This is a genomic window from Bacillus yunxiaonensis, assembly GCF_037104695.1.
Lineage (GTDB): Bacteria > Bacillota > Bacilli > Bacillales > Bacillaceae_G > Bacillus_A > Bacillus_A yunxiaonensis.
The window spans coordinates 166366-183596 of the sequence record NZ_JBAWSV010000005.1 but is presented as its reverse complement, the minus strand read 5'-3'; the positions used below and the strand labels follow the sequence as shown (position 1 = coordinate 183596).

Annotated in this window: 17 protein-coding genes; 11 read left to right on the top strand and 6 right to left on the bottom strand. The window is 35.8% G+C overall.

The window, feature by feature from the left end; all coding sequences use genetic code 11:
- Window positions 1–102 precede the first annotated feature (102 nt).
- Window positions 103–1266, top strand: a complete 1164-nt coding sequence (locus WAX78_RS15725) for an iron-containing alcohol dehydrogenase (protein WP_336481267.1) — start codon at window positions 103–105, stop codon at window positions 1264–1266.
- A gap of 425 nt (window positions 1267–1691) precedes the next feature.
- Here the strand turns inward: WAX78_RS15725 and WAX78_RS15720 are convergent, their stop codons facing one another.
- Entirely contained in the window at window positions 1692–1934 is a 243-nt protein-coding gene (locus WAX78_RS15720) for a hypothetical protein (protein WP_336481266.1), read from the bottom strand.
- A 193-nt stretch (window positions 1935–2127) separates the two neighbouring features.
- On the opposite strand from WAX78_RS15720, the gene miaA reads away from it, so the two are divergent.
- Together miaA and hfq are read left to right on the top strand one after the other, a co-directional pair.
- Window positions 2128–3078 (top strand): tRNA (adenosine(37)-N6)-dimethylallyltransferase MiaA, encoded by a 951-nt coding sequence (gene miaA, locus WAX78_RS15715; RefSeq protein WP_336481265.1) that lies wholly within the window; start codon window positions 2128–2130, stop codon window positions 3076–3078.
- A gap of 25 nt (window positions 3079–3103) precedes the next feature.
- The gene (gene hfq / locus WAX78_RS15710; RefSeq protein ID WP_000813896.1) at window positions 3104–3328 is read left to right on the top strand and encodes an RNA chaperone Hfq; all 225 of its coding nucleotides are present in this window, start codon (window positions 3104–3106) and stop codon (window positions 3326–3328) included.
- A gap of 285 nt (window positions 3329–3613) precedes the next feature.
- Here the strand turns inward: hfq and WAX78_RS15705 are convergent, their stop codons facing one another.
- Both WAX78_RS15705 and WAX78_RS15700 read right to left on the bottom strand, forming a co-directional pair.
- Entirely contained in the window at window positions 3614–4912 is a 1299-nt protein-coding gene (locus WAX78_RS15705; protein WP_336483037.1) for a collagen-like repeat preface domain-containing protein, read from the bottom strand.
- Between the two features lie 114 nt (window positions 4913–5026).
- Window positions 5027–5989, bottom strand: coding sequence for a tyrosine-type recombinase/integrase (locus WAX78_RS15700; protein ID WP_336481263.1), 963 nt, complete (start codon window positions 5987–5989; stop codon window positions 5027–5029).
- A gap of 119 nt (window positions 5990–6108) precedes the next feature.
- Here WAX78_RS15700 and spoVK point away from each other — a divergent pair, with 119 nt between their 5' ends.
- A complete protein-coding gene (gene spoVK / locus WAX78_RS15695) occupies window positions 6109–7065 on the top strand; it encodes a stage V sporulation protein K (RefSeq protein WP_336481262.1) in 957 nt (318 codons plus the stop codon).
- Between the two features lie 126 nt (window positions 7066–7191).
- Here the strand turns inward: spoVK and WAX78_RS15690 are convergent, their stop codons facing one another.
- The 3 genes from WAX78_RS15690 to WAX78_RS15680 form a co-directional block, all read right to left on the bottom strand.
- The gene (locus WAX78_RS15690) at window positions 7192–7326 is read right to left on the bottom strand and encodes a hypothetical protein (protein WP_255258187.1); all 135 of its coding nucleotides are present in this window, start codon (window positions 7324–7326) and stop codon (window positions 7192–7194) included.
- A 12-nt stretch (window positions 7327–7338) separates the two neighbouring features.
- Window positions 7339–7476 carry a hypothetical protein gene (locus tag WAX78_RS15685; RefSeq protein ID WP_336481261.1) on the bottom strand — a complete coding sequence of 46 codons (138 nt, stop codon included), beginning with the start codon at window positions 7474–7476 and terminating at the stop codon, window positions 7339–7341.
- Between the two features lie 228 nt (window positions 7477–7704).
- Complete coding sequence (locus WAX78_RS15680; RefSeq protein WP_098311110.1) at window positions 7705–8337, bottom strand: trimeric intracellular cation channel family protein; 633 nt, start codon at window positions 8335–8337, stop codon at window positions 7705–7707.
- Window positions 8338–8428: 91 nt separating this feature from the next.
- Here WAX78_RS15680 and hflX point away from each other — a divergent pair, with 91 nt between their 5' ends.
- The 7 genes from hflX to WAX78_RS15645 all read left to right on the top strand — a co-directional run bounded on the left by hflX (window position 8429) and on the right by WAX78_RS15645 (window position 17174).
- A complete protein-coding gene (hflX, locus tag WAX78_RS15675) occupies window positions 8429–9706 on the top strand; it encodes a GTPase HflX (protein WP_336481377.1) in 1278 nt (425 codons plus the stop codon).
- The gene (locus tag WAX78_RS15670) at window positions 9699–10970 is read left to right on the top strand and encodes a methionine gamma-lyase family protein (protein WP_336481260.1); all 1272 of its coding nucleotides are present in this window, start codon (window positions 9699–9701) and stop codon (window positions 10968–10970) included. Before hflX ends, WAX78_RS15670 begins: the two co-directional genes overlap by 8 nt.
- Before the next feature lie 173 nt (window positions 10971–11143).
- Window positions 11144–11536, top strand: a complete 393-nt coding sequence (locus WAX78_RS15665) for a MerR family transcriptional regulator (protein WP_336481259.1) — start codon at window positions 11144–11146, stop codon at window positions 11534–11536.
- A gap of 48 nt (window positions 11537–11584) precedes the next feature.
- Window positions 11585–12919, top strand: coding sequence for a type I glutamate--ammonia ligase (gene glnA, locus WAX78_RS15660; protein WP_336481258.1), 1335 nt, complete (start codon window positions 11585–11587; stop codon window positions 12917–12919).
- Window positions 12920–13705: 786 nt separating this feature from the next.
- On the top strand, window positions 13706–14461 hold the full coding sequence (locus tag WAX78_RS15655) for a YveK family protein (protein ID WP_336481257.1): 756 nt from the start codon (window positions 13706–13708) through the stop codon (window positions 14459–14461).
- Window positions 14410–15072, top strand: a complete 663-nt coding sequence (locus WAX78_RS15650) for a CpsD/CapB family tyrosine-protein kinase (protein ID WP_336481256.1) — start codon at window positions 14410–14412, stop codon at window positions 15070–15072. The genes WAX78_RS15655 and WAX78_RS15650 overlap by 52 nt, the downstream gene beginning before the upstream one ends.
- Before the next feature lie 275 nt (window positions 15073–15347).
- The gene (locus tag WAX78_RS15645; protein WP_336481255.1) at window positions 15348–17174 is read left to right on the top strand and encodes a nucleoside-diphosphate sugar epimerase/dehydratase; all 1827 of its coding nucleotides are present in this window, start codon (window positions 15348–15350) and stop codon (window positions 17172–17174) included.
- The last annotated feature ends 57 nt before the right edge of the window (window positions 17175–17231 follow it).

Sequence of the window (17231 nt, the reverse complement as noted above, 5' to 3'; positions counted from 1 at the left end):
TTTAGCTGAGATTCTTTTTTTGTGTAAGCAAATATTTTTGTGAAAAGCTAAATATATGATATATAAAAGTATAGTTACTTTTAGTTAGGAAGGATGAAAAGTATGCAAAACTTCGTGTTTCGTAATCCAACAAAACTTATTTTTGGAAAAGGTCAATTAGAGCAATTGAAAACAGAGGTGCCACAGTATGGGAAAAAAGTTTTACTCGTATATGGCGGCGGAAGTATTAAACAAAATGGAATTTATGATAATGTGATGTCTACGTTAAAAGAAATTGACGCAGAAATTTTTGAGTTAAGTGGTGTGGAACCTAACCCGCGTTTATCCACAGTAAATAAAGGTATTCAAATTTGTAAAGAAAATGATGTCGAGTTTATATTAGCTGTAGGTGGTGGCAGTGTAATAGACTGTACAAAAGCTGTTGCGGCTGGCAGCAAATACGATGGAAATGCGTGGGATCTCGTTACGAAAAAAGTTATTGCAAAAGAAGCATTGCCTTTTGGAACAGTGTTAACTCTTGCGGCAACAGGTTCTGAAATGAATGCAGGTTCTGTTATTACAAATTGGGAAACAAACGAAAAGTATGGCTGGGGTAGTCCAGTAACATTCCCGCAATTTTCTATTTTAGATCCGAATCATACAGTATCTGTACCGCGCAACCAAACAATTTACGGGATTGTTGACATTATGTCGCACGTACTCGAGCAATATTTCCATCAAGGCACGAATACAATGCTGCAAGATCGCTATTGTGAGTCTATTTTACAAACGGTTATTGAGACAGCTCCGAAGCTGCTACATGATTTAGAAAGTTATGAGCACCGTGAAACGATTTTATATTGCGGTACAATGGCGTTAAATGGTATTTTAGCGATGGGTGTACGCGGAGACTGGGCAACGCATAATATTGAGCATGCTGTTTCGGCGGTGTATGATATTCCGCATGGCGGTGGCTTAGCAATTTTATTCCCAAATTGGATGAAACATGTTTTACATGAAAATGTAGATCGTTTTAAACAATTTGCGATTCGAGTATTTCATGTTCAGGCAGAAGGTAAAACTGATGTTAAAATAGCATTAGAAGGTATTGAAGCATTGCGTCAATTTTGGACATCTATTGGAGCGCCATCTCGCTTAGCTGATTACGAGATTGGTGAAGACCAAATTGATATTATGGCAGAAAAAGCAATGGTATATGGTGAATTTGGGCAATTTAAAAAGCTAAATAAACAAGATGTTTTAGATATTTATCAAGCATCATTATAAACAAATAAAAAACACTTCTTTATTGAAGTGTTTTTTATTTGTTAATTTTCCCACCAACATATATTTGCATTGGTAGAAAGAACGCCAGCAACTATTAAGGAAGCGCTTATTGTAATAGAGATAGCCTTATATGGAAACAATTTCTTCAGTTCGTTTTCTTAAATATGCAAAGGTTGTTGTGAAGGGAGAAGGAACTGGAAAGGTTATTGTTTATTTACAAGGACAAATGTTAGTGTAATATTTAAATATCAATGAAAATTCGCTATAAAATGAAAGACTGATGATAAAACGGAAATTAGTGAAGAGAAGTCAATATTATTATAAATTATGTTTATAAAGCAGCAGAAGGGGGAGGATGAACCTGAAACCTCTAAAAAAAACAGTTATAGCCGAACTTGTTAAACAATTTAAAGCAGAGAAATGATTTAGAATGGATATATCGTTCGCCCTGTCACGATGTTATATGCGGAGCAAAATTGTGTTTGTGTATATTCGGTTGTTTTAGCATCTGTCTCATCACTTACAAGCATCGTATGAAACGAACGCAGTAAACAATTTAGTGCGAAGTATAATTCTTCCTGAGAGCAATTTTTTTCTTTTGTTGCTGTTGCTAAAATTAAATCCTCTAGTAACGAGCAAAAATCAATAGTAGCTTGTCCAACTTTCATAGTATCATCTCCGTTTTCATTTTTAACATGTATATGAAGTGGTTGGACAAAACATGCAAAATAGATTATATTTTTAACGAATACATGTAATTTCAATTACCGTAATAAGATAACTTGCATTTTGACTATTAAAATTGGTAAGATTGGGTATAATAATCAGATGGATAACTTTACATAAAGAGAGTTGAAGTATATGGGAGAAGAAAAACGGGACGAAGTTATTGTTATTATTGGGCCAACAGCAGTTGGAAAGACAAAGCTTAGTATTGAACTGGCAAAAGCGTTAAATGGAGAAATTATTAGTGGCGATTCAATGCAAATCTATCGTAATATGGATATAGGTACGGCGAAAGTTACAGAAGAAGAAATGGATGGAATCCCGCATTATATGATTGATATAAAAAATCCAGAAGATTCATTTTCCGTTGCGGAGTTTCAAGAACTTGTGCGCGGTCATATAGCAGATATTACAAAACGTGGTAAACTTCCTATTATTGTTGGCGGAACAGGCTTATATATACAATCGGTGTTATATGATTACCAGTTTTCTGACGAGCCGGGAGATCCTGTGTATCGTAAACAGTTAGAGCAACAGGCGGAGGAATATGGTGTAGAGTATGTACATAGGAAGTTAGAAGAGGTTGATTCGATAAGTGCAAAGCGAATTCATCCAAACAATGTAAGACGTGTCATTCGTGCTTTAGAAATTTTTCATACAACAGGGCAGACGATGAGCGATCAATTAGAACAACAGGAAAATGAGTTGCTATATGATGTTGCTTTAATTGGTTTAACGATGGATCGAGGTTTATTATATAGTCGCATTAATTTACGTGTAGATATTATGATGGAGCAAGGTTTATTAGCTGAAGTTGAACGTTTGTATGAAGATGGAGTTCGTGATTGTCAGTCTATTCAAGCCATTGGTTACAAAGAATTGTATGAGCATTTTGAAGGGAAAACATCGTTAGAAGAAGCCGTGACGGCTTTGAAAACAAATTCACGCCGCTACGCCAAAAGGCAGTTAACTTGGTTCCGTAATAAAATGGATGTTAATTGGTTTGACGTTACAAGTGGTGAAAAAACCATAGAAATTTTAGAGTACATAGAAGGAAAGCTACAACTTAAGTCGAATAATAAGTAAGTAGAGAAAAAGAGGAGGATTCGACATGAAGCAATCAATCAATATTCAAGATCAATTTTTAAACCAACTCCGTAAAGAGAATACGTTTGTCACGCTGTACTTATTAAATGGTTTCCAACTTCGTGGTCTAATTAAAGGCTTCGATAATTTTACTGTACTGTTGGAAACGGAAGGTAAGCAACAGCTTATTTATAAACATGCTATTTCTACATTTGTTCCGCAAAAGAACGTTTCAATCGAATTAGAATAGTACAGAATTGTACATAGCAAAAAGAGCGAATCATTCGCTCTTTTTTTATGCTCAAAATATATAGGGATCTTAATGGAAAATCTTTTAATGGATATATAAGCTAAAAAGTTTAGCTATTGTGCCATCTATTTCAATGATTAGAAATGGATTTTTTGATTGGAATTTTATCCCGTTATCCGTGGGCAGTGAGCCCCTACCTTAAGATTGAAAGAGAAGCGAAGAAGATAGGTGAAGGATACCTGCGGGATTTGCACCATCAGTAGGGTGTGAAGATGCTGGCTTTTATTACACCGTTTGATGGCGAGGAGCTATATCTGATTGTTCGAGAAAATCTGGTTGAACTGCAAGCTCCGGTTGTTCAAGAATATCTGATTGAGCAAGAGTTTCAGGTTGATCAAGAAAATCTGGTTGAACTGCAAGCTCCGGTTGTTCAAGAATATCTGATTGAGCAAGAGTTTCAGGTTGATCAAGAAAATCTGGTTGAACAAAAAGCCCTAGTAGTTCGAGAAGAGCTTGTTGAACTAGAGGTTCTGATGGGTCAAGAAGAGCCTGTTGCTCGAAAAGCTCCGGTTGTTCGAGAACATCTGATTGAATTAGAGGCTCTGAATGCTCGAGAAGCTCTGTTTGTTCGAGAATATCTGATTGAAGTAGAGGTTCAGGTTGCTCGAGAACATCCGATTGAATTAGAGGTTCTGAATGCTCGAGAAGCTCCGGTTGTTCGAGAACATCCGATTGAATTAGAGGTTCTGAATGCTCGAGAAGCTCTGTTTGTTCGAGAATATCTGATTGAACTGGAGGTTCTGAATGCTCGGAAAGCTCCGGCTGTTCGAGAACATCCGATTGAATTAGAGGTTCTGAATGCTCGAGAAGCTCTGTTTGTTCGAGAATATCTGATTGAACTGGAGGCTCTGAATGCTCGAGAAGCTCTGTTTGTTCGAGAATATCTGATTGAATTAGAGGTTCAGGTTGCTCGAGAACATCTGATTGGACTAGAGGTTCTGGATGCTCGAAAAGCTTAGGGTGTTCGAGAATATCTGATTGAACTAGAGATTCTGAATGTTCGAGAAATTCAGGTTGCTCGGGAAGAACCTGTTTACTTTGAAATTGGCCATTCATTCCGATTGGCGTAATTTGTAGTAAAGTTACTTGTAATTCCTCTGTTTGCTCAATGATATTTTCGAATTCATGATGATTCATCATGGATAATTTTGTAATATGCAGTGAAAAGTTGAGTAAATTTTGTAATTCAATATATACTGTATTTGCTACAAAAGGTTTCTCGTTTAAAATAGTAATTAAATTTTCGACAATCGCAATGCCAGTTTCTTGCTGTGTAAGTGTTAAGCTTAAATGTTTCAGACCCCCCTTTATTGTTTTTAAGGTGTTTATAAGTTTTTTCGTGTTATATTGTGATGGGTTTGAAAATGCGGATGGAATTATATCAGTTAAGTCACTTAATGCTTTTGAAAAAAGGGTGCCGTACGATTCTCGATTAGGGGTATAATGAACAGCTGGAAGTCGGCGAGGTTGCTTTGGAAAATAAGGTTTTGAGATTTTTTTCTGATTATCTTTAAAATTAGACATTGAAAGTCTCCTTCCTGATAGGGATAGTTAAAAACCTATCATAGTAGATGCAAGTAGTATATAAAATGGGATAGGAGAACGAGCCGTTTCTATGAAAAATAACAAAAACGCCTATTATGAGGCGTTTTCTTTTTGTTTTGCATAGTTATAATATCTTTTTAATGAAATCTTTGATTTAAAACCAATTCGTTTTATAATTTCTTGTTCTGGAACATGGTTTTGGATGAGGCGTAAAATAAATGTATTTCTTAAATGTTGACCAGAAATTCCTTTTCGCAGCCCGGCGCGTGCAACTTCAAGCCGAATCATTTTTTGTACAGCGATTTCCGTTAATGCTTTTGGGGCGTCATTTTCGTATACCCAGCGAAATGTATTTCGGTTAAAATCAAAAGCTATAAATAAAGGGTCTGTGCTATGGTATCTCGGACGTACTGGCTCGGGGATTTTCTTGTAGTAATGATATAGCTTTTTTTTATCTTCTTCTGTTAATGTAATAATTCGTTCTATTCCAGATACAGCGGGAATAGATAATGTATTATTTTCAAAATGAACGTGGTGCATATTTAGTGAAACGAGCTCTTGTAACGATAAACCGTAATCAAGCAAAATCATTATAATACATACGTTTCGATCCATGAGTAACGGACGTACAGGACGTTGTTTATCTGAAAGTCCTTCTAAAGAAGTTAAAATATGTTTTAAACGCTGTTCCTCTTGTGTTGAAATGAAGTCTTCATCTCGCAATGCTCGATCTGGCTGTATAACAAGTTCCATATCTTTTAGTGGGCTAGGTAGGTTTAAAAAATAGTACAATCGATTTAACACGATTAAAACACGGTGCATTGTTTTTTCGGAGTAATGACGCTTCATTTTTAAGTCTGAAAAATAATCTTCATAGTCTTTTGTACAAAGAGTCCGCCATATATTATTAGAAGAAATTTTTTTGTTCTTTTGTAACCAATGAACAAAATCTTCAATGTCATAGACGTATCGCTTAATAGTTGAAGGCTTCCGTCCCTTGTTGATTAAATACGCAGAGAAAGCTTGTACTGTATCATCAAGTTCTTTTGTTGTCATAATCCCACCACCCTAGTTTTCTTACATTATACCAAAAATTTTCAGAAAAAGTTTATTTCTTGGGAAAGCGCAAATTTTGACAATAATCGTCAATGGAATGATAAAGGTGAGGTGATTGTATGGAACAGTCGATGCGAAAGAAGAATAATAATCAAATTAACATTGTGCTAAATCACCGAAAGAAAACTTCTGTTTCTTCGCCAGAACAAAAACCAAATCTTTCAAATGAAACTGTTACAAAACATGAAATGTTGCAACGGATTGAAGAAGAAATGAGCAAGCTTGTTGGAATGCAGGAAATTAAAAAAATTATAAAGGAAATTTATGCATGGATTTATGTAAATAAAAAACGGCAAGAAATGGGGCTGAAATCAGAGAAGCAAGTCCTTCATATGTTGTTTAAAGGTAACCCAGGAACAGGGAAAACAACAGTTGCTAGAATGATTGGGAAATTATTGTTTGAAATGAATGTTCTATCGAAAGGGCATTTAGTTGAAGCGGAACGAGCTGACTTAGTTGGTGAATATATTGGGCATACTGCACAAAAAACACGTGATCTTATTCGGAAAGCAATGGGGGGAATTTTGTTTATTGATGAAGCTTATTCGCTTGCGCGTGGCGGCGAAAAAGATTTTGGAAAAGAAGCAATTGACACGCTTGTTAAACATATGGAAGATAAGCAGCACGCTTTTGTACTTATTTTAGCAGGGTACTCACGTGAGATGAACCATTTTCTGTCACTAAATCCAGGGCTACAATCTCGCTTTCCTTTCATTATTGAGTTTTCTGATTACACGGTCAATCAATTATTAGAAATCGGAAAACGTATGTATGATGAACGGGAGTATCAATTATCAAAAGAGGCAGAGTGGAATCTTCGTGAGCATTTAAATGCGGTAAAATATTCATCGCAAATTACTTCTTTTAGCAACGGACGTTATGTTCGTAATATTGTGGAAAAATCCATTCGTACACAAGCGATGAGATTACTTCAGGAAGAAGCGTATGATAAATACGATTTGCTTACAATTTCAAGTAGTGATTTAACGCTTGAAGAAGAAGGGCACGGTTTATAAGATGAAACTTCCATCAGTGGGGGCTTCATCCCCACTGATGGAAAGCTCTCACCAATCGGGCTTTTACTGCCCGTTAATGCGGGATAAATTGTTTAAAATAAAACACGAGGCGTAATGCTTCGTGTTTTATTTTGTATTCTTTGTTTTTGCGCGTTGTTCTAATTTACTTTTTGGACTTTGATCTGCTACATCTGATGCGATTCCTTGTGGATTAACGCTACTGTGTTGTCCTCGGTTGCTTTTGTTATTTCCTTTTGCCATCCAATATCACTCCTATTCTTCTTTGGCCTTTTGTTGGTATGCTCTATGATATTTTCCCATTTTTTTGCTTTTTTCGTGAGCGGAATTTAAATCGTGTCCAAATTGATCTACGGAGCTTCTTTGTGCACCTTTATTTACGTGTTTTGTCACTTATCTCACCTCTCTTTAAGAAATAGTATTTACGGATAAGTACAAAAAACATGCAATAAAGTACAACTTCTATTAGTGGTATTTTTTTGTCTCTATGGATGGTCAGCACTGTTAATTAAGATTTCACATATGGTTAGGGCGAAGTGAAATAGAAAAGCCCTTTACAGAAGTAAAGGGTTGATTTGTTATTTATGCCGTTATTCGTTGGTAGTAAGACTACTTCGCTGATTAAAGTTTCACTTTATCATTGAAATGTTCTATCTTTTCTACACTGCGATGTGGCAGATGCCATTTGTAATGAATAGAAATCATACGGAAACATACGATAAGAACGAATAAAACATATAAAGCCCAGTCACTCGTAACAATTTTAGCTCCAATTAAAAATCCAGCTAAAATCGTCCAAAATGCATAAACTTCAGCTCGCAGTACAAGTGGTTTACGACGTGCCAATAAATCACGGATAATACCGCCGCCAATTCCTGTTAAAACAGCTGCGACAATCGTTGCGCTAATTGGTAAGTTTAGTTTTTGTGCATATAATGCCCCTTGAATTGCAAAAGCAGATAAACCGATTGCATCGGTAATGTTTTCCCAGCGTTTCCAATGTTTGATAAGTTTGTTCGGGAATAAAAATATAATAGTCATTGACAAGATTGCAATTTCAAATAACATATCTTGTTTCCAAAACGCATCAATTGGATAACCGATTAATAAATTACGCAGTGCTCCTCCCCCGAATGCAGTTGCCATTCCTAAAATATAAACCCCGAAAATATCGTATTCTTCTTCCATCGCGATGATTGCTCCGCTTAAAGCAAATGCAATTGTACCAATGATGCTAAATAAATCCCATGCCATGAAATTCTCCCTCACTAACTAGATGAAATGTTCTTACTCTGCTATTATATTAGAAGGTTTAATTTTCGAAAAGGATGAGTGAGCATATTTGATAGAAGAAAAAGAAAAAGTGATAATAGTTGGTTGTCAATTGCCGCCAGATGATGATGAACGTTTTGAACAATCGATGGAAGAATTAGCATCATTAGCGAAAACGGCACAAGCGGAAGTGTTGGTTTCAACAGTGCAAAAGCGTTCTAAGTTTCATCCGGCAACGTATGTTGGGAAGGGAAAGTTAGAAGAGCTTTCTCTACTTGCAGAAGAACTAGAACCAGATGTTATCATTTTTAATAATGAATTAACACCAAGTCAAATTCGAAATTTATCAGCACAGTTAGACGCGAGAGTCATTGATCGTACACAGCTTATATTAGATATTTTTGCTCAGCGCGCGAAATCAAGAGAAGGTAAATTACAAGTAGAACTTGCGCAGCTTCAATATGCATTGCCTCGTCTTGTAGGACAAGGGCAAGCCTTATCTCGTCTTGGTGGTGGTATTGGTACTAGAGGCCCGGGGGAAACGAAGTTAGAAACGGATCGTCGTCATATTCGCTCTCGTATCGATGAAATTAAAAGGCAGCTTTCTGGTGTGGTAGAGCACCGCAAGAGATATCGTGAACGTCGTAAAGAAAATCAGGTTTTTCAAGTTTCTTTAGTCGGATACACAAATGCTGGTAAATCTACGTTATTTAACAGGTTAACGGCGGCTGATACATTTGAAGAAGATTTACTGTTTGCAACACTTGATCCGACGACGCGTAAAATGCAGTTGCCGTGTGGATATACAGTGTTATTAACAGATACAGTTGGATTTATTCAAGACTTACCAACATCGCTAGTGGCGGCATTTCGTTCTACGTTAGAGGAAGTGAATGAAGCGGATGTTATTTTGCATGTTATCGATTCAGCTGATCCAAATTACATTGGGCATGAGGAGACAGTGAAAAAATTACTGCAAGATCTTGAGTTTGACCACATTCCAATGATTACAGTGTACAATAAAAAAGATAAGTTACATCCGAACTTCATCCCATTCCCAAAGAATGATTTTATTATGACGAGTGCTTTTGATGCGGCGGATTTAGAGAAATTAAAAAAAGTTGTAGAAATAGAAATGATGAAGCGGATGGATTCATATGAATTAATGATTCCGGTAAGCGAAGGTAGATTGTTGACGCTTTTAAGAACAGAAACAGTATTAACAGAAATGACGTTTCAAGAAGAGAAGCAAGCATACGAATGTACAGGGTATATTTTTGCTCATTCTCCGCTAAACGGACAAATCAATAGATATTCAGCAAGAAAAGGAGAAGAGAAAGAAGATGTTTAATCGATTGAAGAATGGGGAAAAGATTGCTCCAATTGTAAAAGAAGTTGAAATGCAAATTACAGACATACATAAACGGATTGATCAAGTAATTGAAAGTAATCAATTTCGTGTGTTAGAAAGTTTTCGTAGTCATAAAATTAGTGATTCACACTTTATTCCGACAACAGGGTACGGCTATGATGATATCGGTCGTGATACGTTAGAAAAAGTGTATGCTGATGTGTTTGGAGCGGAAGCAGGTCTTGTACGGCCGCAAATTATTTCTGGAACTCATGCAATCTCTACAGCGTTATTTGGAATTTTACGCCCTGGTAACGAATTATTATATATAACTGGGAAGCCGTATGATACGTTAGAAGAAATTGTTGGTGTTCGCGGGAAAGGTGTTGGCTCATTTAAAGAGTATAACATTGGTTACCAGGCAGTTGCTTTAACGGAAGAGGGACGTGTTGATTTTACTGCAGTGCAAGCGGCGATTCATGAAAATACAAAAATGATTGGTATTCAACGTTCAAAGGGATATGCAACTCGTCCGTCATTTACAATTGCCGAAATTAAAGAAATGATTGCATTTGTAAAAGAAATTAAGCCGGATGTCGTTGTGTTCGTGGACAACTGTTACGGAGAATTTGTAGAAGAACTTGAACCATGTCATGTCGGTGCAGATTTAATGGCGGGTTCACTTATTAAAAATCCAGGTGGCGGCATCGTGAAAACGGGCGGTTACATTGTTGGGAAAGAACAATATGTAGAAGCATGTGCATATCGTTTAACATCTCCAGGTATCGGAGCAGAAGCTGGTGCATCTTTATATAGTTTGCAAGAGATGTATCAAGGGTTTTTCTTAGCGCCACATGTTGCTGGTCAAGCGTTAAAAGGTGCGATCTTTACAGCGGCCTTTTTAGAAAAGCTTGGTATGAATACATCGCCAACTTGGAATGCACCGCGAACAGATTTAATACAATCTGTTCAATTTGATGATAAAGAACGCATGATTGCATTTTGCCAAGCGATTCAATATGCATCACCAATTAATTCGCATTTTACGCCGTATCCGAATTATATGCCAGGATATGAGGATGATGTGATTATGGCTGCAGGTACATTTATTCAAGGTGCGAGTATTGAATTATCAGCAGATGGTCCGATTCGTCCGCCTTATGTTGCGTATGTGCAGGGTGGTTTAACATATTCGCATGTGAAGATTGCGATTTGTTCTGCTATTGATGCGCTTATTGAAAAAAATCTATTAGTAATTTCTTAAATGAAAGCTGCCAGTTTTGGTAGCTTTTTTTGTATATAAGTAGGTAATTGAGACATTTTAATTAAGAGTAAAAAAATTTTTAAAAAAATCATGTAAGAAAAGCTAACATGTGTTGACATGATACATAACATGATATAAAATGAGAATCAAGTTAAGGCGAAGGAGGAACTGAAATGACACAACATGATCGACGTTCTGCCCCGCTGTTTCCAATAAGTATAGTTATGGATTTAACTCAATTATCTGCGCGTCAAATTCGTTACTATGAAGAACATAAATTGATTTCCCCAACCCGTACAAAAGGAAATCGTAGATTATTTTCATTTAACGATGTAGATAAATTGTTAGAGATTAAAGATTTGTTAGATCAAGGTTTAAACATGGCTGGTATTAAGCAAGTACTACAAATGAAGGAAAATCAATCAGAAGTAATACAAGTAAGAGAAGAAGTGAAAGAAATTTCGAAATCTGAGCTTCGTAAAATTCTTCGAGATGAACTGCAACATACAGGCAGATTTAATCGAACGTCTTTACGACAAGGTGATATTTCAAGGTTTTTTCATTAATGATTGATAATTTTGAACATGTTTAGAGGGACTAAGGAGGAATTTAAAATGGCAAAGTACACAAAAGAAGATATTTTCCGCTTGGCGAAAGAAGAGAATGTAAAGTATATCCGTCTACAATTTACGGATCTTTTAGGAAGTATTAAAAACGTAGAAATTCCAGTTAGTCAGTTAACAAAAGCTCTAGATAACAAAATGATGTTTGACGGATCTTCTATTGAAGGATTTGTTCGTATTGAAGAATCTGACATGTACTTATTTCCAGACCTAGATACATGGGTAGTATTCCCATGGACTGCTGAAAAAGGAAAAGTAGCGCGACTAATTTGTGACATTTACAATGCAGATGGTACACCGTTTGATGGTGATCCACGTAATAATTTAAAACGTATGTTAAAAGAAATGGAAGCACTAGGCTTCACTGATTTCAATCTTGGACCAGAGCCAGAGTTCTTCTTATTTAAAGTTGATGAAAAAGGAAATCCAACATTAGAATTAAATGATAACGGTGGATACTTCGATCTTGCGCCAATGGACTTAGGTGAAAACTGCCGTCGTGATATCGTTCTTGAACTTGAAGAAATGGGATTTGAAATCGAAGCATCTCACCATGAAGTTGCACCAGGACAACACGAAATTGACTTCAAATATGCAAGTGCAATTAAAGCGTGTGACGATATCCAAACATTTAAACTTGTTGTAAAAACAATTGCGCGTAAACACGGTCTGCACGCAACATTCATGCCAAAACCGCTATTTGGTGTAAACGGCTCTGGTATGCACTGTAACTTATCACTATTCAAAGGTAATGAGAACGTATTCTATGATCAAAACGGTGATTTACAATTAAGTGACGATGCTCGTCACTTCATCGCAGGTATTTTGAAACATGCATCAAGCTTTACAGCGGTAACAAACCCAACTGTAAACTCTTATAAACGTTTAGTACCTGGATATGAAGCGCCTTGTTACGTAGCATGGTCTGCGCAAAACCGTAGCCCATTAATCCGTATCCCTGCATCTCGCGGCGTAAGTACACGTGTAGAAGTACGTAGCGTTGATCCAGCTGCAAACCCATACTTAGCAATGGCTGTATTATTAGCAGCAGGTCTTGATGGAATTAAAAATAAACTAGCGGTACCACCTGCAGTAGATCGCAATATTTATGTGATGACACCAGAAGAACGTGAACAAGCAGGTATCATTGACTTACCAGCTACATTAGCACAAGCATTAAATGAATTAAAATCAAATGAAATTATTTGCGGTGCATTAGGTGATCATTTACTTGAGCATTTCATCGAAGCAAAAGAAATTGAGTGGGATATGTTCCGCACACAAGTTCACCAATGGGAACGCGATCAATATATGACTCTTTATTAAGAGCTTCAAACCCTTGACACATAACGTGTTGAGGGTTTTTGTTTTATAATTGGCCTAGTCAAAAGTAAAAAGATTACTTGGGGCATCTTCATCGTAAATTGTCTATTATAAACCCTACGTCGTAGTACAATTTAAACCGTAATTAAAGACCTTGAATTTATATCTAAGTTAGAAAATATTTATTTAATAGAAAGAGTAAATTTTATTAGCTCCATAATGGATAAGTTTTGATGATTAATCATATTTATCCTGTAAGATCACGCCTCAAAATTCTGAGAAAACAAAACAGATAGGTAGTGGATAATTACCTGTAAGAGCCTGAATGATGAGAACTTTTCCTGAGTCGGGATGAAAACAATCTCCTACTGACGGAAGTTTTACTTTATATTTGCTAATTTAATGTTTTTAAAAACTTTACAAAAAATCCATATTTGTAGAAGATAAATACAGAGGATTATTAGAAGAATTAGGTAGAAAATAAAGTTTCTCAACTTTTTGTAAAAAACAGAGGGATAACGAAAGCGAAAATGATATATTATGAGGAGAAAAGAAAGAATTTGCAGAATAATTTATATTGACTTGTTCTGTATAAAGAACTAAAATCTATTTTAAATAGAACATATTGTGTTTCATTCGATGAAGTGATGTTCTTGTGTAAGAAAAGTTTTTCAACATTTTTCTAAAATATCTGAATAAAATCGATTTTACAGAGTATATTAGATTGGATATTCTAAAATCTATAAGTAGTGCTTAGTATATTTATAAAAAAATTTGTGGGGGGAAACTATGGAGAAGGAAATAAATCTTAAAAATTTATTTGCTGTTATAAGAAGACGACTATGGATCATGGTTGTACTTACACTCACCATTACATTGGTAGGAGCAGCTTATAGTATTTTCTTAAAAACCCCATTATACGCATCTTCTGCAAAAATACTCATTCCAGCAAATAATGACGCTATGAATACGCTTAAAGTAATGATAAATGAACAGGTTGTGATGGAGAAAGTAGCTGCGGAATTGAATGCGGAATTGAACATTAACAGATCAGCAAGCGCGTTGAGTGGACAAATAAGTACTGAAAGTGTCCAAAGTTCGCAAATAGTGAAAATTACTGTGGTGGATACGGACCCCAAACTTGCAGCTAAAATCGCGAATACTACAGCAGCTGTTTATAAGCAAGAGGTTGCAAGTATATTAAACTTTAATGATGTTAGAATTTTATCGAAAGCGACAGCAACGAAATACCCTGTACCAATAAACATTAATCATACTAAAACGATAATGATTGCCTTCTTTGTTGGTTTGGTATTAAGTATCGGATTCATCTTTTTACTAGATTCTTTGGATGATAGGATTAAATCGGAGCGAGCTATCGAAAAATTATTAGATAGCCCTACTTTAGGAAGTATTTCTAAAATGAATAAGAAAAACATAGTAGACAAATATAGCAAAAAAGGATCTGTATCCTTATTAAGGGGGGGCAAGAATTGGTTTACAAAAGCAGAAGAAAAAGAGACAAAATCAAGGAAGAAAGCCTAGTTACTTATGCTGCGCCCAATTCCAAAATTGCTGAAGATTATCGTACGATTCGTACGAATCTTCAGTTTTCATCTGTTACCAATAAGGATAAGACCATCGTTATTACCTCTCCAAGATTTGGCGAAGGAAAATCAACTATTACGGCTAACCTTGCTGTGTCCATAGCTCAACAAGGTGAAAAAGTATTGGTAATTGATGCTGATTTACGGAAGCCAACAATACATAAAATATTCCAGCTTGAAAACACGACTGGACTGACAAATGTTTTGAGTGGCAAAACAACAATAGAAGGGGCTGTAGTGCAAACGGGAATTGGAAGGCTCTGTGTGCTAACAAGCGGTCCAGTGCCTTTTAATCCAGCTGAGCTGCTTAGTTCAGCAGCAATGGAGACTTTAATTCAAAAAGCAATAGAGCAATATGACATCATATTATTTGACTCTCCGCCAATTTTAGAAGTAACAGATACCAGCATTTTAGCTGACCGGTGTGACGGGGTAGTATTAGTAATAGGATATAATCATACTGTGAATGAGGATGCAGTGGAATCTAAAAGAATATTAGGCTTCGCAAGAGGAAAATTAGTGGGGACTATTTTAAACAATAAGGTATAAGGATTATTTCGGACTATTGTGTTCTTTATAAAGAACATAGATGTTATTTATAAAAGGAATGTGGTAATGTCTCCTTACCAGTATCAATGGAGGCACTCGATCATGCTGTGGGTTGGATAAACCTTAGATGCTAGTCATCAAGAGTGTGATGTGAGGGCGGGTTAGATGCCCGAATTTTATCAGATTAAAGCTTTTAGCTATGAGTTTTTGAAAAGACCTCGTAGTTAAAAGCTTTAATTTTTTTAAAAGTAATGATTGAAAACGGGGGAAGGCTTATGACATATCGGCAGAGGCTATCGTTATTGCTTTTTGTGGATTCATTCATTGTATTAAGTGCAATTTTCTTTAGTTATTTTTTTGTAAATGCTAGTTTCCACGTTATTACATTATCGTCAGTAATTAGTTCTATAACTTTACTACTTAGCCATCATTTTTTTGCTTTCATTTACAAGTTGTATAAAAAGGCGTGGGAATATGCGAGTATAGGGGAATTATTAATTATTTTTAAAGCTATTACATTCTCTATTATCACCACAGCTTTTGTGCAACAAGTAATGATACATAAGATTTACTTTCGTTTGCTTGTTGTAACTTGGATGATTCATATTTTATTAATTGGCGGATCACGTTTTGTTTGGCGGATGTATAGAGATGCATATTTTAAAAAGGATGATACGAAAAAGAGAACTTTAATTATTGGCGCTGGTTCTGCAGGAACAATGGTGGCAAGACAATTGCTAAAGAACAACGATACAGAATTATTACCTGTTGGATTTATTGATGATAATGTAAAAAAACATAATCTTGATATTCTGGGTATTCCAGTAATTGGCGGGGTGGATCGAATTGAGCATGCTGTTCAAAATCTGAATATAGAAAGTATCATAATAGCAATTCCTTCACTGAGTAGAAAAAGCTTGAACTCCATTTTTAAAGAGTGTTCAAAGACAAAAGCGAAAACTCAAATTCTTCCTATGCTAGAAGATTTAGTAACAGGAAAAGTTTCAGTTAATGAATTTCGTGATGTTCAAGTAGAAGACTTGTTAGGCCGAGATCCGGTTGAATTAGATATGAATAGCATTTCAGAATACTTAACCGACAAAGTTATTTTAGTGACTGGTGCTGGAGGTTCAATTGGTTCAGAGATTTGTAGACAAGTTACAAAATTTAATCCGAAGCAATTAATTTTATTAGGCCATGGCGAAAACAGTATTTACTCTATTGAAATGGAATTGAAAGAGTTATATGGTGGCACGAAGATTACATTTATTTCAGAGATTGCAGATATACAAGATAATAAGAAGATGATGTCAGTGATGAACAAATATCATCCACATGTTGTCTATCATGCTGCTGCCCACAAACATGTACCGTTAATGGAACATAATCCAGAAGAAGCTGTAAAAAACAATTTAATCGGGACGATGAATATTGCAGAAGCAGCAAGCTGGCATAATGTAGAGACATTTGTCATGATTTCTTCTGATAAAGCAGTGAATCCAACAAGTGTTATGGGGGCAACGAAAAGGCTGGCTGAAATGATTATTCAACAGAAAGATAAAACGAGCCATACAAAGTTCGTTGCTGTTCGTTTTGGAAATGTATTAGGAAGCCGCGGGAGCGTGATTCCGCTATTCAAAAAACAAATTCAAAAAGGCGGACCAGTTACAGTTACTCATCCAGATATGGTTCGTTACTTTATGACCATTCCAGAAGCATCAAGACTCGTTATACAGGCGGGAGCTTTAGCTAAGGGTGGAGAAATTTTTGTGTTAGATATGGGTGAACCGGTAAAAATTGTCGATCTCGCTAAAAATTTAATCAAACTATCAGGAAACTCTATAGAAGAAATCGGAATAAAATTTACTGGAATGAGACCCGGCGAAAAGCTTTTTGAAGAGTTGTTAAAAGATGATGAAATCAATGAACAACAAATTTATCCGAGAATTTATGTGGGAAAAGAAACGAATATTTATATAGAAGAAATTGAAAAAGTCATTTCTACATACTCTGAATGGGATAAAGAGGAGTTACGAACAAAGCTACTATACTTAGCTAATAATCATGATATCTCAAAAATACCAATATCTATCTCTGGTTAAATGACTGCGAAAACTGTACCTTAATTGAAAATATAGTTGAATGGGTGTGTGATCTAA